Annotated in this window: 21 protein-coding genes; 14 read left to right on the plus strand and 7 right to left on the minus strand. The window is 72.1% G+C overall.

The genetic code is table 11. The features are described from left to right. Positions 1-3 precede the first annotated feature (3 nt). The 3 genes from N865_RS09025 to N865_RS09035 are packed head-to-tail and all read right to left on the minus strand — an operon-like array spanning position 4 to position 4,297. Positions 4-1,098 (minus strand): sucrase ferredoxin, encoded by a 1,095-nt coding sequence (locus N865_RS09025; RefSeq protein ID WP_084328100.1) that lies wholly within the window; start codon positions 1,096-1,098, stop codon positions 4-6. A gap of 1 nt (position 1,099) precedes the next feature. After that, a complete protein-coding gene (locus N865_RS09030; RefSeq protein ID WP_084328086.1) occupies positions 1,100-3,619 on the minus strand; it encodes a DNA gyrase/topoisomerase IV subunit A in 2,520 nt (839 codons plus the stop codon). Positions 3,620-3,676: 57 nt separating this feature from the next. Beyond that, positions 3,677-4,297, minus strand: a complete 621-nt coding sequence (locus N865_RS09035; RefSeq protein WP_034804442.1) for a nitroreductase family protein — start codon at positions 4,295-4,297, stop codon at positions 3,677-3,679. Positions 4,298-4,352: 55 nt separating this feature from the next. Here N865_RS09035 and N865_RS09040 point away from each other — a divergent pair, with 55 nt between their 5' ends. The 4 genes from N865_RS09040 to N865_RS09055 are packed head-to-tail and all read left to right on the plus strand — an operon-like array spanning position 4,353 to position 9,551. After that, positions 4,353-7,070 (plus strand): bifunctional acetate--CoA ligase family protein/GNAT family N-acetyltransferase, encoded by a 2,718-nt coding sequence (locus N865_RS09040; RefSeq protein WP_084328087.1) that lies wholly within the window; start codon positions 4,353-4,355, stop codon positions 7,068-7,070. Between the two features lie 35 nt (positions 7,071-7,105). Continuing rightward, on the plus strand, positions 7,106-7,702 hold the full coding sequence (locus N865_RS09045; RefSeq protein WP_034804444.1) for a DUF5998 family protein: 597 nt from the start codon (positions 7,106-7,108) through the stop codon (positions 7,700-7,702). Continuing rightward, positions 7,699-8,847 carry an alkaline phosphatase family protein gene (locus tag N865_RS09050; protein WP_034804447.1) on the plus strand — a complete coding sequence of 383 codons (1,149 nt, stop codon included), beginning with the start codon at positions 7,699-7,701 and terminating at the stop codon, positions 8,845-8,847. The genes N865_RS09045 and N865_RS09050 overlap by 4 nt, the downstream gene beginning before the upstream one ends. An 11-nt stretch (positions 8,848-8,858) precedes the next feature. After that, complete coding sequence (locus tag N865_RS09055) at positions 8,859-9,551, plus strand: thymidine kinase (RefSeq protein WP_034804449.1); 693 nt, start codon at positions 8,859-8,861, stop codon at positions 9,549-9,551. 80 nt (positions 9,552-9,631) lie between these two features. Here N865_RS09055 and sepH read toward each other — a convergent pair whose 3' ends face one another. Next, positions 9,632-10,927 (minus strand): septation protein SepH, encoded by a 1,296-nt coding sequence (gene sepH, locus N865_RS21720; RefSeq protein ID WP_051510393.1) that lies wholly within the window; start codon positions 10,925-10,927, stop codon positions 9,632-9,634. Positions 10,928-11,039: 112 nt separating this feature from the next. Here sepH and N865_RS09065 point away from each other — a divergent pair, with 112 nt between their 5' ends. Genes N865_RS09065 through N865_RS09075 form a run of 3 tightly spaced genes read left to right on the plus strand, consistent with a single transcriptional unit; the run spans position 11,040 to position 13,636 of the window. Continuing rightward, on the plus strand, positions 11,040-11,681 hold the full coding sequence (locus N865_RS09065; RefSeq protein ID WP_034804452.1) for a trimeric intracellular cation channel family protein: 642 nt from the start codon (positions 11,040-11,042) through the stop codon (positions 11,679-11,681). A 12-nt stretch (positions 11,682-11,693) separates the two neighbouring features. Further along, complete coding sequence (locus tag N865_RS09070) at positions 11,694-12,773, plus strand: ferrochelatase (RefSeq protein WP_034804454.1); 1,080 nt, start codon at positions 11,694-11,696, stop codon at positions 12,771-12,773. 14 nt (positions 12,774-12,787) lie between these two features. Beyond that, entirely contained in the window at positions 12,788-13,636 is an 849-nt protein-coding gene (locus N865_RS09075; protein ID WP_034804457.1) for an inositol monophosphatase family protein, read from the plus strand. A 140-nt stretch (positions 13,637-13,776) separates the two neighbouring features. On the opposite strand, the gene N865_RS09080 is transcribed toward N865_RS09075, so the two are convergent. Further along, positions 13,777-13,962 (minus strand): hypothetical protein, encoded by a 186-nt coding sequence (locus N865_RS09080; RefSeq protein ID WP_034804460.1) that lies wholly within the window; start codon positions 13,960-13,962, stop codon positions 13,777-13,779. 360 nt (positions 13,963-14,322) lie between these two features. Between N865_RS09080 and N865_RS09085 the strand changes: the two genes are divergently transcribed. From N865_RS09085 to N865_RS09105, 5 genes are read left to right on the plus strand one after another with little or no spacing between them, the layout of a single operon-like run. Further along, a complete protein-coding gene (locus N865_RS09085) occupies positions 14,323-14,622 on the plus strand; it encodes a DUF4193 domain-containing protein (RefSeq protein ID WP_034804463.1) in 300 nt (99 codons plus the stop codon). Between the two features lie 32 nt (positions 14,623-14,654). Beyond that, positions 14,655-15,197: a dUTP diphosphatase gene (gene dut, locus N865_RS09090; RefSeq protein WP_051510394.1), complete on the plus strand. Its 543-nt coding sequence runs from the start codon at positions 14,655-14,657 to the stop codon at positions 15,195-15,197. Between the two features lies 1 nt (position 15,198). Continuing rightward, positions 15,199-15,960, plus strand: coding sequence for a DUF3710 domain-containing protein (locus tag N865_RS09095; protein ID WP_034804466.1), 762 nt, complete (start codon positions 15,199-15,201; stop codon positions 15,958-15,960). Between the two features lie 4 nt (positions 15,961-15,964). Beyond that, positions 15,965-16,357, plus strand: a complete 393-nt coding sequence (locus tag N865_RS09100) for an OB-fold nucleic acid binding domain-containing protein (protein ID WP_034804470.1) — start codon at positions 15,965-15,967, stop codon at positions 16,355-16,357. Beyond that, a complete protein-coding gene (locus N865_RS09105) occupies positions 16,350-17,063 on the plus strand; it encodes a DUF3159 domain-containing protein (RefSeq protein WP_051510395.1) in 714 nt (237 codons plus the stop codon). Before N865_RS09100 ends, N865_RS09105 begins: the two co-directional genes overlap by 8 nt. A 61-nt stretch (positions 17,064-17,124) precedes the next feature. Here the strand turns inward: N865_RS09105 and N865_RS09110 are convergent, their stop codons facing one another. Both N865_RS09110 and N865_RS09115 read right to left on the minus strand, forming a co-directional pair. Continuing rightward, a complete protein-coding gene (locus tag N865_RS09110) occupies positions 17,125-17,814 on the minus strand; it encodes a potassium channel family protein (protein WP_034804473.1) in 690 nt (229 codons plus the stop codon). Between the two features lie 26 nt (positions 17,815-17,840). After that, positions 17,841-18,503, minus strand: a complete 663-nt coding sequence (locus tag N865_RS09115; RefSeq protein WP_034804476.1) for a potassium channel family protein — start codon at positions 18,501-18,503, stop codon at positions 17,841-17,843. 238 nt (positions 18,504-18,741) lie between these two features. Between N865_RS09115 and N865_RS09120 the strand changes: the two genes are divergently transcribed. Both N865_RS09120 and N865_RS09125 read left to right on the plus strand, forming a co-directional pair. After that, entirely contained in the window at positions 18,742-20,703 is a 1,962-nt protein-coding gene (locus N865_RS09120) for an APC family permease (RefSeq protein WP_051510396.1), read from the plus strand. Next, complete coding sequence (locus N865_RS09125) at positions 20,700-22,043, plus strand: class I SAM-dependent RNA methyltransferase (RefSeq protein ID WP_084328089.1); 1,344 nt, start codon at positions 20,700-20,702, stop codon at positions 22,041-22,043. The genes N865_RS09120 and N865_RS09125 overlap by 4 nt, the downstream gene beginning before the upstream one ends. Position 22,044 lies beyond the last annotated feature (1 nt).

Here is a 22,044-nt window from a genome sequence, read left to right on the forward strand (position 1 = left end):
GCCCTACTGCTGATCTGGCCCCTCGACGATCTCCCCGTGAAACTCGAGAACGTCGATCGCCGCCTTGCCGCACGACTCCGGGCGCTGCACTCCCTTCGGCGCCCGCACCACGTGCACGAGCCACGAGCGTCCGTCGACGTGGGCGACGGTGACCTCGCTTCCCTCGCCCGAGGGTGTCGGCGGGCCGGCGGCGAGGGCGGCGAGCCGGGTCTCCGCGATCGCCGCGCGGACCGTGGACTCCGCGCACTGCGAGGCGGGGTCGAGTCCCGACCTGCCCCGGTCGTGCGCCCCGCCGAGGAGCTCGACGGGCGTGTGCCCGTCCATGGACGCCCCGAGGACCCAGCCCGCCGTCTTCTCGTCGAGCCGGGCGTAGGTCTGCCCCCAGGGCAGGAGCACGGCCGTCGGGGCGAACCGGTGGCCGCCCGTGTGGGAGACCTCCCAGACGCGGTCGGGCGCCGAGGCCGCGGCAGCAGCGGCCACCGGGCGGCCCCGGACGGCACAGCAGACGTCGCGGCGCCCGTTGGTGCACACGAGCAGGGTCGGGTCGGCAGTCCTCGAGCCGGTCAGAGAGGCCATCACCAGGGCCTTGCTTCCTCGGGCGAGCGCACCCCAGTCGAGCCCGAGGAGGTCGCCGAGGTGCTCCCGGTCGGCCGCGACGAGCCAGGACTGGGCCGGGTGATCACCCGCGTGGGCGACGAGCACCCGGCGGGGCCCGGGACGCTCCGAGTGGGGACCCGGCCTGCGGATGAGCATGAACCTTCCCCCGGCCCGGACGCACCGCGCGTCGAGCTCGAGCGCGAGCTCGGGGTCGAGGTGGCACTCACGGGCGGCCTCGCGACCCCAGGGCCCCGGCTGCTCGACGGCGACGAAGAAGCCTGCGGTGGCGGCGGTCCCGAAGGCGCTCGTCCCGTCGTGGTCCCACAGCACCGAGCAGGCGTCCTCGGCGGGGTGGCCGTGCCCCGCCGTCGCCGGGTGCTCCGGAGCCGGGTGCTCCGGAGCCGGCTGCTCCGGAGCCGCGACCTCGTCGACCGACTCCTCCGCACGTGCCGGGGCTGCCGCCGAGCCGGCGGAGGCCTTCTCCGAGCGCGCCCGGGACACGTCAGTCGCTCGCCGGGTCGACGACGCGGTCGACGTCGGGATCGACGTCGGGATCGACGTCGGGATCGACTGAACCCGCGACCGGCGCAACGACGTGGGCGATGACGGCGGTGGTCGGCGTCCCCGACCCGTCTCGCCGCCCGTCGGCGGGTGGCAGGTCGATCGCGACCCCGTTGGCTGCCGCGGCGCGCGCCGGCGTGTTGCCCGCGAACGCGAGCACGAGGGTGTCCTCGCCCTTGAGGAAGCGCTGGCAACGGACGCCGCCGGTGGCGCGCCCCTTCGGCGGGTACTCGGCATACGGGGTGACCTTGAGCGAACCGCCCTCGGTGCCCGGCAGCGCGCCCGACGAACCGGCCGACGTGACGACGACACCCTCCTTGGCGGGGTCGACGATGCCGAAGAAGATCGCCGAGGCGCCGGTCGCGAGCTTGATCCCGGCCATGCCCCCCGCGCTCCGGCCCTGCGGCCGCACCGACCGCGCGGGGAAGCGGAGCAGCTGGGCGTCGGTGGTGATGAACACCAGGTCGAGGTCGTCGGCGGCGACCCCGGCGCCGACGACACGGTCGCCGTCCCTCAGGCTGATGATGTCCCACTCGCCGTTCTTCGGCGCGTCGGGGGTGACGCGCTTGACGACGCCCGCTGCGGTTCCGACGGCGAAGACGGGCGCGTCGATCCCGATCGGCACGATCGTGACGGGCTCCTCACCCTTGGGCAGGTCGACGTAGGCCGCGAGCGGCGCACCGCCGGAGAGGCTCGGCGCACCGTTGGTCGGGGGGAGCGTGGGCAGGTCGAGGGCAGAGAGCCGCACCATCCGGCCGGCGCTCGTCACGAGGCCGAACTCACCGCGGGCGGTCGTGCGGACGGCGCCGATCACCGCGTCGTGCTTCGACCGGGAGCCCTCGGCCGAGACCAGGTCGGCGGTCGCGGTGCGCGCGAGCAGCCCGGTCGAGGACAGCAGCACCCAGCAGGGGTCGTCGGTGATCTCGAGCGGCGTGGCCGAGGTGGCAGACGCGTTGGCGCCGGAGCTCTCGAGCAGGACGGTCCGTCGCGGCGTGCCGTGGGCCTTGGCGACCTCCCCGAGCTCGGTGGACACGAGCTTGAGGAGGAGCTTCTCGTTGTCGAGGAGGGCGCGCAGCTCCTCGATCGCGCGCTCGAGCTCGTCCTTCTCCGCCTCGAGCTCGATCCGCGAGAACTTGGTCAGCCGGCGCAGCTGGAGGTCGAGGATGTAGGTCGCCTGCGCGTCGGAGAGGTCGAAGACGTCCATCAGACGGGCCTTGGCCGTCGCGGCGTCGTCGGACGACCGGATCAGCTGGATGACCTCGTCGATGTCGACGATCGCGATCAGCAGGCCCTCGACGAGGTGCAGGCGCTCCTCCCGCTTCGCGAGGCGGTAGGCGCTCCGACGGCGCACGACGTCGGTCCGGAAGTCGACGTAGACACGCAACAGCTCCTTGAGCCCCATGGTGCGCGGCTGGCCGTCGACGAGCGCCACGTTGTTGATGCCGAAGTTCTCCTCCATCGGCGTCAGCTTGTAGAGCTGCTCGAGGACGGCCTCGGGGTTGAAGCCGTTCTTGACCTCGATGACGAGGCGCAGGCCGTGCTGCCGGTCGGACAGGTCCTTGAGGTCGCTGATGCCCTGGAGCTTCTTGGCCTGGACGAGGTCGCGGATCTTCTCGATGACCTTCTCGGGGCCGACGAGATAGGGCAGCTCGGTCACGACGATGCCCTTGCGGCGCGGCGTGATCGACTCGATCCGGGCGGTGGCACGCGTGCGGAAGCTGCCCCGACCCGTCAGGTAGGCGTCGCGGATGCCCTCGAGGCCGATGATCTTGCCGCCGCAGGGCAGGTCGGGCCCGGGGACGAACTTCATCAGGTCCTCGAGCGAGCAGGTCGGGTTGGCGATGAGGTGCCGGGCCGCGCCGATGACTTCGACGAGGTTGTGCGGGGCCATGTTGGTCGCCATGCCGACGGCGATACCGGCGGCGCCGTTGACGAGGAGGTTGGGGTAGGCCGCGGGCAGCACCCCGGGCTGGTACTGCGTGTCGTCGTAGTTGGGGACGAAGTCGACCGTGTCCTCGTCGAGCCCCGAGACCATGAGCAGGGCGGCGCTCGCCATCCGTGCCTCGGTGTAGCGGGCCGCCGCGGGGCCGTCGTCGAGCGAGCCGAAGTTGCCGTGCCCGTCGATGAGCGGCAGGCGCAGGGTGAAGGGCTGGGCCATGCGCACGAGGGCGTCGTAGATCGCCTGGTCGCCGTGCGGGTGGTACTTGCCCATCACCTCGCCGACGACGCGCTGGCTCTTGACGTGGCCGCGGTCGGGACGCAGGCCGAGCTCGTTGGCGCCGTAGAGGATGCGGCGCTGGACCGGCTTCAGGCCGTCACGGGCGTCGGGGAGGGCCCGCGAGTAGATGACGCTGTAGGAGTACTCGAGGAAGGCGTTCTGCATCTCCTCCTCGACGTCGATGCCGACGATCTTCTCCTCGAAGTCCTCGGGGGGAGGCGGGGTGGTGGTGCGTCGGGCCATGCCGGGTCCTGCTCCTTGCCGTGTCGCGGGGTAACGCCCCATCTTCGCGCAGGCCGGTCAGTGGTCCTCACGTGCCACGCCGAAACGACCCCAGTGGCCGACCTCGGACGCTCCCCGCCGGTGGCGTCGGAGGCTGGGGCTCTTCGGGCCCGGGACGGCATACCCCATCGACACGACGCCGACGATCCCTCGCCCCGAGGGGATGGTGAAGGCCTCCTTGACCGCAGCCTGCCGCTCCGGCGGGACGCCGAAGAAGAGCCCGCCGAGGCCCTCGTCGACGGCCGTGAGCAGGATGAGGAGCGAGGCCATCCCCGTGTCGACGTCCCAGTAGGGGACGGGCCAGCGCGCCTCGTCGCGGTCGGTCCACCCCTTGTCGGGGGCGGCGTAGCGCTCGAGGTACGCCTCCTTGTCGGAGAGGCACAGCACGAGCACCGGAGCAGCCCGTATGCCGCTCAGCCAGGCGTCGCTCGGAGCGCCCTCGTCCGTCGTCACCCTCCAGAACGCCTCGCGCTCGTCCTCCGTCGTGAGGACGACGAAGTCCCAGCCCTGGGAGAACCCGGCGCTGGGGGCGCGGACGGCGTTGGCAAGACACCTCTCGACGACCTCGTCCGGCACCGGCCGGTCGGGGTCGTAGCGGCGGACCATGCGGCGTCGACGGACGACCTCGGAGAACTCCATGGCGACCAGCCTCGCACTCGAGGCGGCCGTCCGTCGGGCATGACACGATGAGCCCATGGCGGACGGTCGTGACCTGACAGGTCAGCCGGGCGCGGGCGCTCCCGTCGACGAGCCCCGGCCCGAGGTCGAGCACCCGGCCCCTCTCGAGTGGGAGGCGGACGTCGTGCTCAAGGACGGGACGGTGGCCCACATCCGGGCGATCACGCCCGCAGATGCCGACCGGGTCCGTGCCTTCCACAGCCGCCAGTCGGCCGAGTCGATCTACCTGCGCTTCTTCGCGCCGCTCCGCGAGCTGAGCGACAAGGACGTCTACCGGTTCACCCACGTCGACCACCACGACCGGGTCGCGCTCGTGGCGACCCTCGACGGCGAGATCATCGGGATCGGCCGCTACGACCGGGTCGACCCGACCTCTGCCGAGGTCGCCTTCAACATCTCCGACCACTACCAGGGCAAGGGCATCGGCTCGGTCATGCTCGAGCACCTTGCCGCGATCGCGCAGGAGTTCGGGATCACGCGGTTCACGGCCGAGGTCCTGCCGCAGAACCGCAAGATGCTGACCGTCTTCAAGGAGGCCGGCTACGAGGTCTCGCACCACATCGAGGACGGCGTCGTCGAGGTCTCCTTCTTCATCCTGCCCACCGAGCAGAGCAAGGCGGTCCAGCTCTCCCGCGAGCACCGTGCGGAGGCGCGCAGCGTCCGCACGATCCTCTTCCCCGAGCGGGTCGCCGTCATCGGCGCGAGCCGCCGCGATGAGTCGATCGGGGCGCTCGTCATGAGCAACATCCTCGCGGCCGGCTACCAGGGCGAGCTCTACCCGATCCATCCCGAGGCCGACCAGATCCAGGGTGTGCGGGCCTACCGCTCGATCCGGGAGGTGCCCGGTCCCGTCGACCTCGCCGTCGTGGTCGTGCCGGCCGCCCAGACCCTCGAGGTCGTCAAGGACTGCCGCAAGGCGGGGGTCAAGGCGCTGCTCGTCCTCTCGTCCGGATTCGCCGAGGCTGGCGACGAGGGCGTCAAGCTCCAGGAGAAGCTGCGCAAGAGGGTGCGACGGGCCGGGATGCGCATCGTCGGGCCCAACAGCTTCGGCCTGATCAACAACGACCCGTCCGTGCGCCTCAACGCCTCCCTCGCACCGGTGATCCCCGGGACCGGACGTCTCGGGCTCTTCGCCCAGAGTGGCGCGCTCGGGGTGGCGGTCCTCGCGTCCGCTGCCCGCCGAGGGCTCGGGATCTCCGTGTTCGCCTCGGCCGGCAACCGCGTCGACGTGTCCGGCAACGACCTCATGCAGTACTGGATCGACGACCCGGAGACCGACACCGTCGGGCTCTACCTCGAGTCGATGGGCAACCCGCGCAAGTTCTCGCGGATCGCCCGCCACCTCGCCTCGGTCAAGCCCGTCATCGCCGTGTCGTCGGGCGTCTCGAGCTTCGCCGCCCCGCCCGGGCACCGCACCCGGACGACGAACGTCCCTCCGCAGGCCTTCCGTGCCCTGCTGCGCCAGGCCGGCGTCATCCGGGTGGAGAACGTCCACCAGCTCTTCGACGTCGCCCAGCTGACCCTCCACCAGCCGATGCCCCGCGGCGACCGGGTCGCGATCGTCGGCAACTCCGACGCCCTGGGCGCACTCAGTGGGAGCGCGTGCCTCAGCTGGGGCCTCAAGGTGACCCATGGACCGGTGTCGCTCCTGCCGCAGGCCTCGGCCGAGGAGTTCGCCGCCGCTCTCGACGCGGCCTTCGCGGACCCGGAGGTCGACAGCGTGGTGGCCGCGTTCATCCCTCCGCTCGTCACCCTCGACGAGGAGGTGTCGACCGCGGTCCGGACGGTCGTCGCGAAGTACGAGAAGCCCTGCGTCGCGACCTTCCTCGGCATGCGCGGGGTCGACGGTGGCCTTGACTACGTCCAGCACGACGGGGTGAGCCGCTCCGTGCCGTCCTACGGCATGCCCGAGGACGGCATCCGGGCGCTCAATGCCGTGACCCGGTACGCCCAGTGGCGCTCTCGCGACCGCGGCACGCCGGTGGCCCCCGTGGGGATCGACCGCGCCCGGGCCGAAGGGCTCATCGACGCGGTCCTCGCCGAGCACCCGGAGGGTCGGGCCCTGCGGCGCGACGAGACCCGCGAGCTGCTCTCCTCCTACGGCATCCGGGTCTGGCCGGCCCTCGAGGTGACTGGGGTCGATGCCGCCGTCGAGGCCGCGGAGGAGCTGACCTACCCGGTCATCCTCAAGTCGACCTCACCGCTCGTCCGGCACCAGCCGGGCCTCGTCGGCGTACGAGGCGACCTCGTGGACGCCGACGCCGTCCGCGACGCCCACGCCTCGCTCACCGAGCGGCTCGGCCCGCTCGACGCCGACCGGTTCGTCGTGCAGCGGATGGCCGTGCCCGGCGTCTCGTGCGTGCTCAAGGCGAGCGAGGACCCGCTCTTCGGGCCCGTGGTCAGCTTCTCCGTGGCCGGGCCGCCGACCGAGCTGCTCGACGACGTCGCATACCGGATCCCGCCGCTCACCGACGTCGACGTCACCGACCTCATCGACGGCGTCAAGGCCGCGCCGCTGCTGGCGGGCCACCGGGGTGCCGCGCCCGTCCACCGAGCCGCGCTCAGCGACCTCATCGCCCGGCTGTCGGTCCTCGCCGACAACCACCCGGACCTGTCCTCGGTCGAGCTCAACCCCGTCAACGCCTGGACGGGCGGGGTCGACGTGCTCGGCGCCGACATCGTCGTGCGGCCCGCGCTCGTGCGCAAGGATCCCGGGCGCCGCCGGATGACGTGATCGGGGCGTGCCGGATCGAGTGCAAGGATGGGGGTATGCGTCGCGTCACCCAGGGTCCTGGTGCCCTTCCCGAGGACCTCACCGAAGCCATCACCCGCGCCGGCTACTACCCGGCACTCGTCTGTGACGTCGTGGAGTCGGCGGTCGCCGGCGACGAGGTGCGCTCGCACCTCGTCCACCAGGAGACCACGTTCGACCACGACACCGTCCGGCGCCACGTCACGGTGCTCATCATCACGCCCGGGCGCCTCGTCATCGCCCACGCCGACGACCACGCCGAGAGCGACGACCGGCCCATGGCGACGGCGACGACCGAGACCGTCCCGCTCGGCGCGGTCCGCGGTGTGATGCTGACCCACGTCGTCGCGCAGCCCGAGACCTTCACCCCCGGCACTCACTCACGGGACCTCACCCTGACGTTGGGCTGGGGCGCGGTGAGCCGGCTCGACCTGCTTCCGGCGCAGTGCGGCGACCCCGACTGCACGTCGGACCACGGGTTCGAGGGCACCATCGCCTCCGACGACATCTCGCTGCGCGTCAGCGCTGCAGCCGACGGCGAGGCCGCGGTCGACCGTGCCCTCGAGTTCGCACGCATCCTCTCGGCGAGCATCGGGGGCCGGGCCCCCCTGTGACCGACCAGACTCCCGCCGCGCCCGACTGGTCGAGGGGGACGCTCGCCTCGGTCCTGCCGTCCGTGGCCGACCGCCTCGGGGTCGCGCGGTATGCCGCTCGCGACGTCTTCGACCTGCCCGAGGTCCCGCGCACCGTCGTGGTCCTCGTCGACGGGCTCGGTCACGACCTGCTCCGCCAGCGCAGCGGCCACGCCCCGTTCCTCCGCGCCCACTTTCCCGAGACCCACCGTGTCCCGTGCGGCTTCCCCACGACGACGGCCACGTCGATGGGCAGCTTCGGCACCGGCCTGCTGCCGGGAGCACACGGTCTCGTCGGCATGCAGGTCCTCGACCCTCAGACCGACCGGCTCCTCAACGAGCTCTCGTGGGAGGGCGGCCCCGACCCGCGGCTCTGGCAGCCGCACGAGACGGTCTTCGAGGGCGTCACCGGTGCGGGTGTCGAGGTCACGATGGTCGGCCCGCACTACTTCGACGGCTCCGGCCTGACGACGGCGACCCTGCGCGGAGCCCGCTTCGCATCGGGCCGCACCCTCGACGAGCGGGTCGACGCCGCCGTCGCGGCCGTGCGCGCCAGCCGTCGGGCGCTCGTGTACCTCTACTGGGGCGAGGTCGACAAGGTGGGCCACGTCCACGGGTGCCAGTCCTGGCAGTGGGGCGACGAGGTCGAGGCCGTCGACGCAGCCCTCGCCCGCCTCGCCGCACGGGTGCCCGACGACACCTCGATCGTCATCACCGCCGACCACGGCATGGTCGACGTCCCCTTCACCGACCGCATCGACCTCGTCCACGAGCCGGCGCTGATGAGCGGCGTCCGCCATCTCGGGGGTGAGCCACGCAGCCTCCAGCTCTACGCCGAGCAGGGTGCGGCCGCCGACGTCGTGTCGACCTGGACCGAGCGGCTCGGGACCCGGGCGGCCGTCCTGACCCGTGAGCAGGCCGTCGACGAGGGCTGGTTCGGTCCGGTGCGTCCGGCGGTGCTCGGTCGGATCGGCGACGTCATCGTCTCGATGCGGGGCAGCTTCGCCGTCGTCCACAGCGGCCTCATGCGCCCCGAGCTCGTCCGGCTCCTCGGCCTGCACGGCTCGACGAGCGAGGCAGAGATCGCGGTGCCCGTCATCGTGGTTCCGCCGCGCCGCGGGTCCTAAGGTGGTGCCCCGTGGCTGAGCTCGTCTTCTTCTCCGGCACCATGGACTGCGGCAAGTCGACCCTGGCCCTGCAGATGGACCACAACCACGCGGCGCGAGGCCGCGTCGGCCTCATCTTCACGAAGATGGACCGGGCGGGCGCCAACGTCCTCTCGTCGCGGCTCGGGCTGTCGACGGGCGCCCTCGAGGTGTCCGACGACCTCGACTTCTGGGAGTCGATCGTCGAGCGGGCGACCGCCGGCCAGCGCATCGACTACCTCATCTGCGACGAGGCCCAGTTCTACACCGGCGAGCAGGTCGAGCAGCTCGCTCGTGCCGTCGACGAGATGGAGATCGACGTCTTCGCCTTCGGCATCACGGCCGACTTCCGCACCGAGCTCTTCCCCGGCAGCAAGCGGCTCATCGAGCTCGCCGACCGGGTCGAGGTCCTCCAGGTCGAGGCCCTGTGCTGGTGCGGCCGCAAGGCGACGACGAACGCCCGCGTCCTCGACGGCTCGATGGTCGTCGAGGGCGAGCAGGTCGTCGTCGGTGACACGAAACCCGGCACGACCGGCCTCGTCGAGTACGAGGTGCTCTGCCGTCGCCACTACATGCGGCGGATGACCTCCCACGCGGCGCGGGCTGCCGCGCTCTCCCCGGAGGTGCTGCCGTTCGACCTCGAGGTCTGCCCGCTGCCGTCGTTGCCCATCACGCAGGCCGACTGAGACCTGTCAGCAAGGCCGACTGAGCTTCGGGCGCCGACCCGGCCGAGCGGCATACCCGTGCGCCGGTCGGGTGCGGGTGGTCACTCGCCCCGGCGGCCGAACATGATGTCGTCCCAGCTCGGCACGCTGGGCCGGCCCGACCGGCGCGTCGTCGACGGCCGCGGAACCGCCCGCGCCGCAGGCCTGGCCGGTTCGACGCGGGCCTCGACGTCGTCGAAGACGTCGGGCTCCTCGACCAGCTCGTCGTCGATGTCGTCGAGGTCGTCGTCGTCGGCGAGGTCGTGCCTGAGCCCGTCAAGGTCGTTGCCGAGCCCATCGAGGTCGGCCCTGAGGTCGGCCCCGAGATCGCCGAGGTTCGCGTCGGCATCGTCGTCGACAGCCACGGCGTCCTCGGGATCAACGGGCACCTTGGGCGAACGGGAACGGCCGGCGGGCTTCGGCGTGCGGGATCCGGACGCGCGCGACGGCGCCGGGCGGGACCCGGGCTTGCGGACGTCCGGGTCGTCCTCCGGATGCGTGTGGGCCGCGGGCGGCGGGGCGAGCGTGCGGGGGTCCCGGGCGAGCGGCTCGAGCGGGAGCGCCTCCTCGGGGGCGTGCTCGATGCCCGGCACCTCGGTGGCCCGGGGCCGTCGGCGGCGCCCCCGTTGGGCGCTGCGCTCACGCATGGCCGCCATGAGATCGACGGTGTCTCCGTCGCGTCGCCGGGCCGGCGAGCCGATCCCGCCCTCGGCCTCGACGTCGTAGACGTCGCTCGGGCTCGCGTGGCCCGCGAGATGGGGAGCCGGGATCGGCCCAGGGGACTGGGAGTCCTCGTCCTCGCTCAGCCAGCGGGCCTCGTCGTCGACCGCGGTGACCGTGCGGGCCATCAGGTCGAAGTCCCAGGACGCCTCGCGCCTGCGACCCCCGGCGTTGAAGAGCAGCAGCACCGTCCAGGCGCCCTGCTCGCTGCGGCGCGAATCCCACCGGGCGCTCGTCGTGTCGATCTCGCGCGACCGCAGACGCTCGGTGACCCGGGCTCCCAGCGTCGGGGCGCCCGCACCACCTCCGCGGGCCCGGAGCCGGACCTGCTGGGCCAGCCCGGCGACGTGGTCACGTTCGGCGAGGATGGGACCCTCGTAGCGGTGCACCTTCTCGACCGGCCAGCCGGAGCGCTCGGCGACCTCCTCGGCCGTCATGCCCGCGCGGATCATCGACTGGACGTCCTTGGGCCGCACCTCGCCGATCTCCATCTGGAGCTGCCCCATCCGGGGGCGGTCCCGCCGGGCCGCCGCACGGAGCGGCTCGTCGAGGGGCACCGTGTAGCGGTTTCCCTGGTCGTCGGCGAGGAAGAGGTGCCCTCCGTCCTCGTGGACGCCGATGAACCTGAGGTCCTGCATGGCTGGGGTCTCCCGGTAGAACGAAACGGCCGAACGTCTGCTGCCTTCACCATGCCATCGCCCCGCATGCACCGAAAGCGCCCACGCCGCAGCGGGTAGCGTTTGCCTCGGCATGGTCACGACTTTCCAGTCCGCTCAGCTCGCCCTCGATCTCGTCGGCGTGTTCGTCTTCGCGCTCTCCGGTGGGCTGGTCGCCGTGAAGAAGCGCTTCGACCTCTTCGGGGTTCTCGTCCTCGCGTGCGCCGCGGCCCTCGGCGGCGGCATCGTCCGCGACATCCTCATCGGGGCCGTCCCGCCCGTGGGCATCAGCGACTGGCGCCTGCTCGCCGCCGCCGCGCTGGGCGGCCTCGTGACGTTCGTCTACCACCCGGAGGTCGGGCGGATCACGCGCTTCGTGCGTGTCCTCGACGCCGCGGGCCTCGGCGCCTTCGCCGTGTCCGGCAGCGTCAAGGCGATCACGACGCCCGGCGTCTCGCCGATCGCCGCCGTCATCGTGGGCCTGACCACCGCCGTCGGTGGCGGGGTGATCCGCGACCTGCTGGCCGACCAGGTGCCGGAAGTGCTCCGGCGCGAGCTCTACGCCGTCCCGGCCGCGATCGGGGCGGTGATCGTCGTCGTCGCCGCGCAGCTGGGTGCCTTGCAGGACTGGGTGATGTGGACCGCGGCGGCTCTGGTCTTCATCATCCGGCTCGTCGCCGTCCACCTCGACCTCAACGCGCCGAGACCCCTTCGTCCGTCTCGTCCTCTCTCATGAAAGTGGTCAGCCATGCAGCCCTATGACGCCATCCTCCTGCTCAGCTTCGGGGGCCCCGAGGCGCCCGAGGAGGTCGTCCCCTTCCTTCGTCGGGTCACCGCCGGGCGCGGGATCCCCGACGAGCGACTCGAGGAGGTCGGCGAGCACTACTACCTCTTCGGCGGTCGCAGCCCGATCAACGACCAGAACCGCGCCCTCCTCGCCGCGCTCCGTGCCGAGCTCGACTCCCGCGACATCGACACGCCCCTGCTGTGGGGCAACCGCAACAGCGAGCCGTTCCTGCCCGACGCGCTCCGCGAGGCGTATGCCGCCGGGCACCGTCGCGTCCTCGTCGTGACGACGAGCGCCTACTCCTGCTACTCGTCCTGCCGGCAGTACCGCGAGAACCTCGCCGACGCCGTCGCGACCCTCCGCGAGGAGGGCATCGAGATCGACATCGACAAGGTCGGCCCGTACGCGCCCCGGCCCGGCTTCATCCGGGCCAACCTCGGCCGGCTCGTCGAGTCGCTGCGCACCATCGACGGCGTTCCCGACGAGGAGGTGGCGCTCCTCTTCGTCACCCACTCGATCCCCGAGACCATGGACGAGACGTCCGGCCCGGGCGACGGGGCCGGCCACCTCTACCAGCGCCAGCACCGGGCCGTGGCCGAGGTCCTCACGGAGGAGGCCAACCGGATCCTCGGTCGCGACCTCGGCAGCGAGCTCGTCTTCTGCTCGCGCTCCGGCCCCCCGAGCCAGTCGTGGCTCGAGCCCGACGTCAACGACCGGATGGAGGAGCTCGCCGCGTCGGGCGTGTCCGTCGTCGTGGCGGCACCGATCGGGTTCGTGTCCGACCACATGGAGGTCGTCTACGACCTCGACACCGAGGCCCGGGCGACGGCCGACCGCCTGGGCCAGCGCCTCGTCCGCGTTCCCACCGTCGGCACGGACCCGACCTTCGTCGCCGACCTCGTCGATGCCCTCCTGGAGCGTGCGGCCGAGGCCAGGGGAGAGGCGGTGCCCGACTTCGAGGGCCGCCGGCCGTCCGTCTGCGCACCCGGCTGCTGCCCCAACCTGCGTCAGCACCGCCCCGCTCTGTGCGGCAGCGACTGAGCGGCGGGTCCACGATGACGTCGGAGCAGGCTGCCGTCCCGGCACCCGAGGAGCTCGAGGCCCTCGAACGGCTGTGCATCGCCGTCGCCGTCGAGGCCGGGCGGTTCATCCGCGACGAGCGTCCGGCCCGGCTCGGCGTGACCACCAAGTCGACGGACACCGACGTCGTCACGGTCATGGACCGCCGGTCGGAGGAGCTGCTCCGGGGGCTCATCCTCGCGGAGCGCCCCGATGACGGGATCCTCGGCGAGGAAGGCGCCGACGTCGTCGGCACGTCGGGGCTGACCTGGGTTGTCGACCCCATCGACGGCACCGTCAACTACCTCTACGAGATCCCCGCGTATGCCGTGTCCGTCGCCGTCGTCGTCGGCGACGCGCACACCGAGGGCGCATGGAGGCCGGTAGCGGGGGCGGTCGCCGACCCCAGCCTGCGGCTCGTGCACCACGCCCGCGCAGGTGGTGGGGCGTGGACCCGCGCCGAGGCGCCCGTCGAGGGCGCGCCGCCGGAGCGGCTGACCGTGTCTGCGGAGGACCGTCTCGGCCGGTCGCTGCTCGCGACCGGGTTCGGCTACGACGCCGAGGTCCGGGCCCGCCAGTCCCAGGTCCTCACCCGGGTGTTGCCGGCCGTGCGCGACATCCGTCGGATCGGCAGCGCGGCGCTCGACCTCGTCCGCGTCGCGCAGGGGTCGGTCGACGCCTACGCGGAGTCGGGGATCAACGCGTGGGACCTCGCTGCGGGGTGGCTCATCGTCGAGGAGGCGGGCGGCGTGGTGACGGGGGAGGGCAGGCACCCGGGCAAGGTGCTCACCGTCGCTGCCGGACCGGCCCTCGTCGAGCCGGTCCGGTCGCTCTTCACCGCGTAGAGCGGAGGCGTCCGAAGGCCCGGGCCCGGACGCGAACCGATACGACCGAACAGAGCCGAACAGAGCCGAACAGAGCCGAACAGAGCCGAACAGAGCCGAACAGTCGCGTCCCGGGCGCCGGGCCGGGACCCGCGCTGGGCTCAGGCCGCCCGGAAGGGCTCGAGCTCGGGAACGCGCAGGCCGTTCTCCGCGGCGAGCCGGGCGAAGGACTCGAGCTCACCCGTGTGGATCTGCGCGCCGTAGTCGTCGCCGGCGGCCCGTGCCCGGGCGAGGTCCTCCAGCGCGTCCCTGACGCGCGTGCGGATCTGGTCGACGAACTCCGTCATGGTGCACCTCCGAGGCTGGGCGAGTGGGGGTCGGGTCCGCCGACCCTACCGTGCCGCCGGAAGGCCCAGCCTGCCGCCCACTTGGTAGGGAAATGGCAAAGAGATCGTGAACTCTTGGTACGGAATCGGCCCGGAAACGCCACTGAAACGGGCACATCGGGCGACGCGCCGCCCACACTCCGTGGAGTGAGGTGACAAGCGCGTGCCGATCGGGCAGCATACGCCCACGCCGAGATGTTTCGGTGATGTAACGCCGGCAGGACTCCCTCGGGAACAAGCAGGGGGCCGCGGACGTTTCCGCGGCACAGACAACGAGGCGCAGCACGAGCAGGGCGCAGGACGACGAGGAGCGAGACAGCCATGGCAACGGATTACGACGCGCCACGCAAGACCGACGACGACCTCAACGAGGACTCCATCGAGGAGCTCAAGGCACGGCGTGTCGACAAGAGCTCGTCGAGTGTCGACGTCGACGAGACCGAGCAGGCCGAGGGTTTCGAGCTGCCCGGCGCCGACCTCTCCGGTGAGGAGCTGTCGGTTCGGGTCCTGCCGAAGCAGGCCGACGAGTTCACATGTGGACGCTGTTTCCTGGTCCACCACCGCAGCCAGCTGGCCAAGGAGGTCGGCGGTCAGATGATCTGCACGGAGTGTGCAGCCTGAGCGGGAGCCGGGGGCAAGTAGGGTCGGTCCTCGTGACCGACCCTTGTGCTACCCCCGGAGGCCCGGGGACTCAGGTCGACATCGCGATCCTGCGGCTCGACCCGGACCTGCCGGTCCCCGGCTACGCCCATGACGGAGACGCCGGCGCCGACCTGCTCGCCCGCATCGACGTGACCCTCGCACCGGGGGAGCGGGTCCTCGTTCCGACCGGCGTCGCCCTCGCCCTGCCACCCGGTCACGCCGGGTTCGTCCACCCTCGCTCCGGGCTCGCCGCGCGGCACGGGATCTCCGTCGTCAACGCTCCGGGAACCGTCGACGCGGGCTACCGGGGCGAGATCCTCGTCAACCTCGTCAACCTCGACCCTCGCGAGGCCTTCACGGTCCATCGGGGCGACCGCATCGCCCAGCTCGTCGTCCAGCGCGTCGAGCGGGCGAGGTTCGTCGAGGTCGATTCGCTCGACGCGACCGCACGGGGGGACACTGGACATGGATCGACGGGCGGATTCGGCACGAGGCCGGAGAACCCGCCGCACACCACGCCCGACACGGGCAGCACGACACTAAGGACGGAATGACGTGGGACTCTTCAGCCGGGGCAGGTCGAACCGGGACGCCGTTGACACCGAGGCGGCCTATGACGGCCCCGACACCGACGACCCGACCGACGAGGTGACCGACGGCATCGACTCCGCCCCCCTGTCGACGCCTTCGGCCGGCGACGCCGGACCCCTCGACCGAGCGCACGTCGACGACGACAGCGACTACATCAACCTCGGCTCCATCTGGCTCAAGGGCCAGGGCGGCATGGAGCTCCGGCTCGAGGTCAACGAGCAGGAGCAGCAGATCACCGGCGTCACGGCGGTCCTCGGCGAGTCCGCGGTCCAGCTCCAGGCGTTCGCCGCCCCGAAGACCGAGGGTGTGTGGATCGACATCCGCAACGAGATCGCCAAGAGCATCACCGATGCGGGTGGCACGGCCGAGATCGTCACGGGCGAGTTCGGTGAGGAGCTGCTGACGCGCATGCCCCAGGCCGGCCCCGATGGCCGCACCGTCTTCATGCCGGCCCGGTTCGTCGGCGTCGACGGCCCGCGCTGGTTCCTCCGTGCCGTCGTCAGCGGCCGCGCGGCCATCGAGCCGGCCGCGGCTGCGCCGATCCACGACGTCATCCGCACGACGGTCATCGACCGCGGCGGCGAGGCCATGCCGCCGCGCGAGCTGCTCCCGCTCCGCCTCCCTGAGGCGCCGGCGCCCGAGGCCCCTGCCGAGGAGGCGCCCGAGGCGCACCTCGACGACCTCCGGCCGTTCGAGCGGGGCCCCGAGATCACCGAGGTCCGGTGACCCCATGACCGACGGGCGACCGGGTGTGCTCCGGCGGCTCACCGACCGCGTGACGCGCACGTCCGACGACCTGCACTCGGCAGAGCTCCGGCGCGAGTCGCGCGACCTGGGGGTCGTCCACATCGGCGACCTCGTCCTCCGGTCGCGCGCGACCGTCCGCGGCGAGGTCCGCTCGGTGACGCTGCGCCCGCGGGTCGACGTCCCTGCCCTCGACGTCGAGCTGTGGGACGGCACGGGCACCCTCCACCTCGTGTGGCTGGGCCGGCGCCGGATCGTCGGCATCGCACCCGGTGTCGCGATCCAGGCCACCGGGCGGGCCACCCGCCAGCGGCACGCGATCACGATGTTCAACCCGGCCTACGAGATCATCGGGCGACCGGGGCAGTCCCATGGCTGACGCGACCGACGACGGGGTGGCCCGCTCCGAGGCCGACCTCCGGCGTTACGACACCGTCGAGGAGCTCCTTCGCGAGAAGCTCTCGGAGGCCATCGGCGGGTGGCGTGGGGCGATCGAGTCGGCCGTCCCGACCCTGGCGTTCGCCCTCACCTGGGCGAGGACGCAGGACCTCCGCCGTTCCCTCGTCATCGCGGCGGTCTTCGTCGGCATCCTGCTCCTCGTCCGGCTCGTCCAGCGCCAGGACGCCCGCTTCATCGTGTATGCCGCTGCCGGCGTCGGCATCTCGGCGATCTTCGCGCTGCGCTCGGGTCGTGCGGAGGACGCGTTCCTGCCCGGGATGCTCCAGAACGCCGCACTGCTCGTCCTGCTCCTCGTCACCAACCTCACCCGGTGGCCGCTCTTCGGCTTCGTCGTCGGCGTCGCCGAGCCCGAGGCGTTCGCCGAGGACCCGGCGTGGTGGCGCCGACACCGCGGCATCGTCAAGGTCGCCGCGCGCCTCGCCTGGGTGCTCATCGCCCTCAACGTCATGAGGCTCGCCGTCATGGTGCCCCTCTACCTGGCAGAGCAGGTCGGCGCGCTCGGCGTGGCCAAGGTCGTCCTCGGCTGGCCGGCCTACGTCGTGGCGCTGACGGCGATGGGCGCGATCCTCCTGCGCGGCAACACGCCGATCGACCCCGCGCGTCGGGCGGCGGCCGAGGCCGGCTGACGCTGCCTGACGCCGTCCGACCGCCGAGGCGCGCCGCCTTCCGGCAGGTGCCTGAGGTCTCTCAGAGCCGGGCGTCGAGGGCGCCCGGGCGCTCCCCGGGGGCGATCAGCTGCTGGAGCCGGTCCTCCTGCTCGGTCGTCGAGATGAAGAGCAGCTCGTCGCCGGCCTCGATCGCGTCGTCGGGCGTCGGCGCGAGCGGGCGCTCCTCGCGGATGATCGCGACGAGCACGGTGTCCTCGGGCCAGTCGACGTCGCCGACGCGCCGTCCGGCGAACGGGCTGCCCTCCGGCAGGGTGATCTCGACCATCGAGGCACGCCCCTGCTGGAACTCGAAGATCCGCACGAGGTCGCCGATGCTGACGGCCTCCTCGATGAGGGCCGTCATGAGGCGCGGCGTCGAGACCGCGACGTCGACCCCCCACGACTCGTCGAACATCCACTCGTTCTTGGGGTTGTTGACCCGGGCGACGGTCCTCGGGACCCCGAACTCCGTCTTCGCGAGCAGGGACAGGACGAGGTTGGCCTTGTCGTCGCCGGTCGCGGCGACGACGACATCGGACTCCTCGAGGCGGGCCTCCTCGAGCGCCGCCAGCTCGCACGCGTCGGCGAGCAGCCAGGACGCCTCGGGGACCCGGGAGGCCTGGACGTCGTCGGCATCCTTGTCGATGAGCAGGACCTGGTGGCCGTTGGCGAGCAGCTCACGGGCGATGGAGCGGCCGACGCTCCCGGCTCCGGCGATGACGACGCGCATGCGGGTGGTTCTCCTGTCGGGCCGGGTCAGTGGGGAGCGGGGGGCTGGTCGCAGATGCGCTCGACCCGGGCGAGCTCGTCACGCATCACGGTCAGGTGCACGAGGTCGCCCTCCTGGACCACCATGTCCGGCCGGGGGAGGGTGCCCTCCCCGAGCCGGGTGACGTAGGCGACCCGGCTCCCGGTCTGGTCCTCGACATCGGTGAGCAGGCGGCCGATCCAGCCGGATGCCAATGGGACCTCGGCGATGACGACCTTCCCGCTCGGGTCGGTCAGCTCGGGCATCGCGCCCTGGGGGAGGAGCCGTTGGATCATCTGGTCGGCGGTCCAGCGGACCGTCGCGACCGTCGGGATGCCGAGGCGCTGGTAGACCATGGCACGCTGCGGGTCGTAGATCCGGGCGGCGACGTGCTCGACGCCGAACGTCTCGCGGGCGACCCGGGCGGCGAGGATGTTGGAGTTGTCGCCACTGCTCACGGCGGCGAAGGCGTAGGCCTCCCGGATCCCCGCAGCGATGAGGGTGTCGCGGTCGAAGCCGATCCCCGTCACGGTCTGGCCCTCGAACGAGGTGCCGAGCCGGCGGAACGCCGAGGCGTCTGCGTCGATGATGGCCACGTCGTGACCGCTGCGCCCGAGAGTGCGGGCGAGGGTCGACCCGACGCGACCGCAGCCCATGATGACGAAGTGCACGGTGGCGACGCTACACCCAGCCGCTCCGGCCCACCGCGCGCCACCGCGGACGTGGGCGGGTGCCGGGTCGCGGCCCGGCGGCATACGGCGTGGGGGATCGGACGGGCCGGTGAGGGACGGTGGGCGGCGGGGCCGCCCACGTCGGCCGAGCGGCGCGGTGTCGCGCGCCCAACGGGCATACAGTGTCGTCGTGCCAGGTACAGGTTCGCTGTTCAAGCGGCTTCTCGTCGGTCGGGCGATGCGCAGCGACCGCCTCGGGGAGACGCTGCTCCCCAAACGGCTCGCGCTGCCGATCTTCGCGAGTGACGCGCTCTCCTCCGTCGCGTACGCACCCGACGAGATCCTCCTCATGCTCGGTCTCGCCGGCGGCGCCTTCGTCGCGACGCACAGCTGGCAGATCACGATCGCCGTCGTCTTCGTCATGGTCGTCGTCGTCGCCTCCTACCGGCAGAACGTCCACGCCTACCCCTCCGGCGGCGGCGACTACGAGGTCGCGACCGTCAACCTCGGGCCCAAAGCGGGGCTCACCGTCGCGAGCGCCCTGCTCGTCGACTACGTCCTCACGGTCGCCGTGTCGATCTCCTCGGGCGTCCAGAACGCCGCGACCGTCCTCGGCTTCGTCCGGGGGCACGAGGTCATCGTCGCGGTGGCGCTCATCGCGTTCCTCACGGCGATGAACCTCCGCGGGGTGCGCGAGTCGGGCAAGGCCTTCGCCGTCCCCGTCTACGCGTTCATGCTCGCCATCATCGGGATGGGCCTCTTCGGCTTCGTCCAGCACTTCACCGGCACGCTGACGCCCGCAGAGAGCGCCTCGCTCACCCTCGTGCCCGAGGGCGGCCAGGACGTCACCGGCCTCGCCGCGGCGTTCCTACTTCTGCGCGCCTTCTCGTCCGGCTGCGCGGCCCTCACCGGGGTCGAGGCGATCTCCAACGGCGTGCCGGCGTTCCGCAAGCCGAAGAGCGACAACGCGGCGATGACCCTGCTGCTCATGGGGACGCTGTCGATCACGATGCTCGGCTCGATCATCGCCCTCAGCCAGTGGACCGGCATCAAGATCGCCGACAACCCCGCCACCCAGCTGCTCCGCGACGGCACGCCCGTCGGCGAGAGCTACGTCCAGCACACCGCGATCGGCCAGCTCGCCGAGTCGGTCTTCGCCAACTTCCCGGTGGGCGTCGTCTTCGTGTCGATCGTCACGGGCCTGATCCTCGTCCTCGCGGCCAACACCGCCTTCAACGGCTTCCCCGTGCTCGGGTCGATCCTCGCCCGCGACGGCTACCTGCCGCGCCAGCTGCACACGCGTGGAGACCGGCTCGCCTTCTCCAACGGCATCCTCATCCTCGCCGGCGCGGCGATCGTCCTCGTCATCGTCTTCAAGGCGGAGGTCACCGCCCTCATCCAGCTCTACATCGTGGGTGTCTTCGTGTCGTTCACGACGAGCCAGGTCGGCATGGTCCGGCACTGGACGCGCCACCTGCGGCTCGAGCGCGACGCGAAGGCACGAGCGCGGATGCAGCGCTCACGAGTCATCAACGGTGTCGGTGCGGCCCTGTCCGCGACCGTCCTCGTCGTCGTGCTCCTGACGAAGTTCCAGGCGGGCGCGAAGTACGCGATCCTCGCGATGATCGTGCTCTTCGTGGTCATGCTCGGGATCAAGAAGCACTACAACCGCGTCCGCGACGAGCTCGCCATCGACTGGGACAGCGACAAGCCGATGCTCCCGAGCCACGTCCACGCGATCGTCTGCGTGTCCAAGATCCACAAGCCGACGATGCGCGCGCTGTCCTACGCCAGGGCGAGCCGCCCGTCGTTCCTCGAGGCCGTCACCGTCGACGTCGACCCGGAGGAGACCCAGGCGCTGCTGCTCGACTGGGACCGCCACCACATTCCGGTGCCGCTCAAGGTCCTCGCCTCGCCGTACCGGCAGATCACGCGCCCGATTCTCGACTACGTCCGCTCGATCCGGAGCGGCAACCCGCGCGACGTCGTCACCGTCTACCTCCCGGAGTACGTCCTCGGGAAGTGGTGGGAGCAGGTGCTGCACAACCAGAGCGCGCTCCGCCTCAAGGCTCGACTCCTCTTCACCCCGGGCGTCATGGTCGTCAGCGTCCCCTGGCAGCTCGCGTCGTCGCAGGGCGCCGAGAAGGACTGGATCGACGAGCCACCGGTCAGCGGGTCGGTCCGGGGCGGGGCCCTGTGACCACCGGTCCGACGTCCGGCGGACGCCGGTCGCGCACCGGTACACCACCTGGCGACGCTCCCCGCCGCACGTCGCCCGCTCCCCACGGACGGCGGCCACGGGAGAAGGCAGCCGGCGGGGAGTCCCTCGTCGGGTCCGAGTGGACCGTCGAGGTCGGGCCCATCGCCCACGGCGGGCACTGCGTGGCCCGTCACGAGGGCCAGGTGCTCTTCGTCCGTCACGCCCTGCCGGGGGAGACGGTGGTCGCGCGCGTCACGGAGGGGCGGGTCGGCGACCGGTTCGTGCGCGCCGACGCGGTGTCGGTGCTCTCGGCCTCGCCCGAGCGTGTGACGCCGCCCTGCCCGTATGCCGCCCCCGGCCTCTGCGGGGGATGCGACTTCCAGCACGTCTCCCTCCCGTACCAGCGTCAGCTCAAGGCGTCAGTCGTGCGCGAGCAGTTCTCGCGGCTTGCGGGCCTCGACGTCGACCCGGCGGTCCGGGCCGTTCCGGGTGACACCGACGGCCTGCGCTGGCGCACGCGCGTCGAGTTCGCCGTGGACCAGGACGGTCGGGCCGGGCTGCGCGCCCACCGCTCGCGCGCGATCATCCCGGTCGACGACTGCCTCATCGCGACCCACGGCGTCATCGACTCGGGCGTGCTCGACACCGAGTGGACCGGCGTGGAGTCCGTCGATGTCGTCGACGCGGCCCACCCCGAGGAGCCGGTCCTCGTGCCGGTCCCCGGGCCGGAGGGCTCCGACGGTTCCGGGGGACTCGTCGGCGAGCTCGTCACCGACGGCGACTGGTCAGGGGAGTACGTCGTCGCGGCACGTGGGTTCTGGCAGGTGCACCCCGGCGCCGCGAGCACGTTCCTCTCTCGCGTCACGGCGCTGCTCGGTGCCGAGCCCGGCGACCGGGTGCTCGACCTGTATGCCGGGTCGGGCCTGTTCACGGTGCGCCTCGGCGAGCTCGTGGCGCCGGGCGGCTTCGTGCTGGGAGTCGAGGGCGACGCACGAGCCGTCGACAACGGCACCCGCAACACCGAGCACCTCGACAACGTCGAATGGCGGGCCAACCGTGTCGACCGTGAGGTCCGCTCGCTCGTCGACCAGCAGATCACGGCCGATCTCGTCGTCCTCGACCCCCCGCGAACCGGCGCCGGCAAGGACGTCATGGCACTCGTTGCCGCGCTCGGGCCCCGCCGCGTCGTCTACGTCGCCTGCGACCCGGCGGCGCTCGCCCGCGACGTCAGGGCGGCGTCCGAGCACGGATACCGCCTCGCCTCGCTCGAGGCCTGGGACGCCTTTCCCATGACGCACCACGTCGAGAGCATCGCAGTGCTCGAGCCCGCTTCGGAATGAC

The sequence above is a fragment of the Intrasporangium oryzae NRRL B-24470 genome (assembly GCF_000576595.1).
GTDB classification, from domain to species: Bacteria; Actinomycetota; Actinomycetes; order Actinomycetales; family Dermatophilaceae; genus Intrasporangium_C; species Intrasporangium_C oryzae.

Bases quoted from the DNA above. Each gene is read 5' to 3' on its own strand.
- N865_RS09030 (WP_084328086.1), bottom strand. From the start codon at position 3,619: ATGGCCCGACGCACCACCACCCCGCCTCCCCCCGAGGACTTCGAGGAG.
- N865_RS09035 (WP_034804442.1), bottom strand. From the start codon at position 4,297: ATGGAGTTCTCCGAGGTCGTCCGTCGACGCCGCATGGTCCGCCGCTAC.
- N865_RS09040 (WP_084328087.1), top strand. From the start codon at position 4,353: ATGGCGGACGGTCGTGACCTGACAGGTCAGCCGGGCGCGGGCGCTCCC.
- N865_RS09045 (WP_034804444.1), top strand. From the start codon at position 7,106: ATGCGTCGCGTCACCCAGGGTCCTGGTGCCCTTCCCGAGGACCTCACC.
- sepH (WP_051510393.1), bottom strand. From the start codon at position 10,927: ATGCAGGACCTCAGGTTCATCGGCGTCCACGAGGACGGAGGGCACCTC.
- N865_RS09065 (WP_034804452.1), top strand. From the start codon at position 11,040: ATGGTCACGACTTTCCAGTCCGCTCAGCTCGCCCTCGATCTCGTCGGC.
- N865_RS09070 (WP_034804454.1), top strand. From the start codon at position 11,694: ATGCAGCCCTATGACGCCATCCTCCTGCTCAGCTTCGGGGGCCCCGAG.
- N865_RS09075 (WP_034804457.1), top strand. From the start codon at position 12,788: ATGACGTCGGAGCAGGCTGCCGTCCCGGCACCCGAGGAGCTCGAGGCC.
- N865_RS09080 (WP_034804460.1), bottom strand. From the start codon at position 13,962: ATGACGGAGTTCGTCGACCAGATCCGCACGCGCGTCAGGGACGCGCTG.
- N865_RS09085 (WP_034804463.1), top strand. From the start codon at position 14,323: ATGGCAACGGATTACGACGCGCCACGCAAGACCGACGACGACCTCAAC.
- N865_RS09100 (WP_034804470.1), top strand. From the start codon at position 15,965: ATGACCGACGGGCGACCGGGTGTGCTCCGGCGGCTCACCGACCGCGTG.
- N865_RS09105 (WP_051510395.1), top strand. From the start codon at position 16,350: ATGGCTGACGCGACCGACGACGGGGTGGCCCGCTCCGAGGCCGACCTC.
- N865_RS09110 (WP_034804473.1), bottom strand. From the start codon at position 17,814: ATGCGCGTCGTCATCGCCGGAGCCGGGAGCGTCGGCCGCTCCATCGCC.
- N865_RS09120 (WP_051510396.1), top strand. From the start codon at position 18,742: ATGCGCAGCGACCGCCTCGGGGAGACGCTGCTCCCCAAACGGCTCGCG.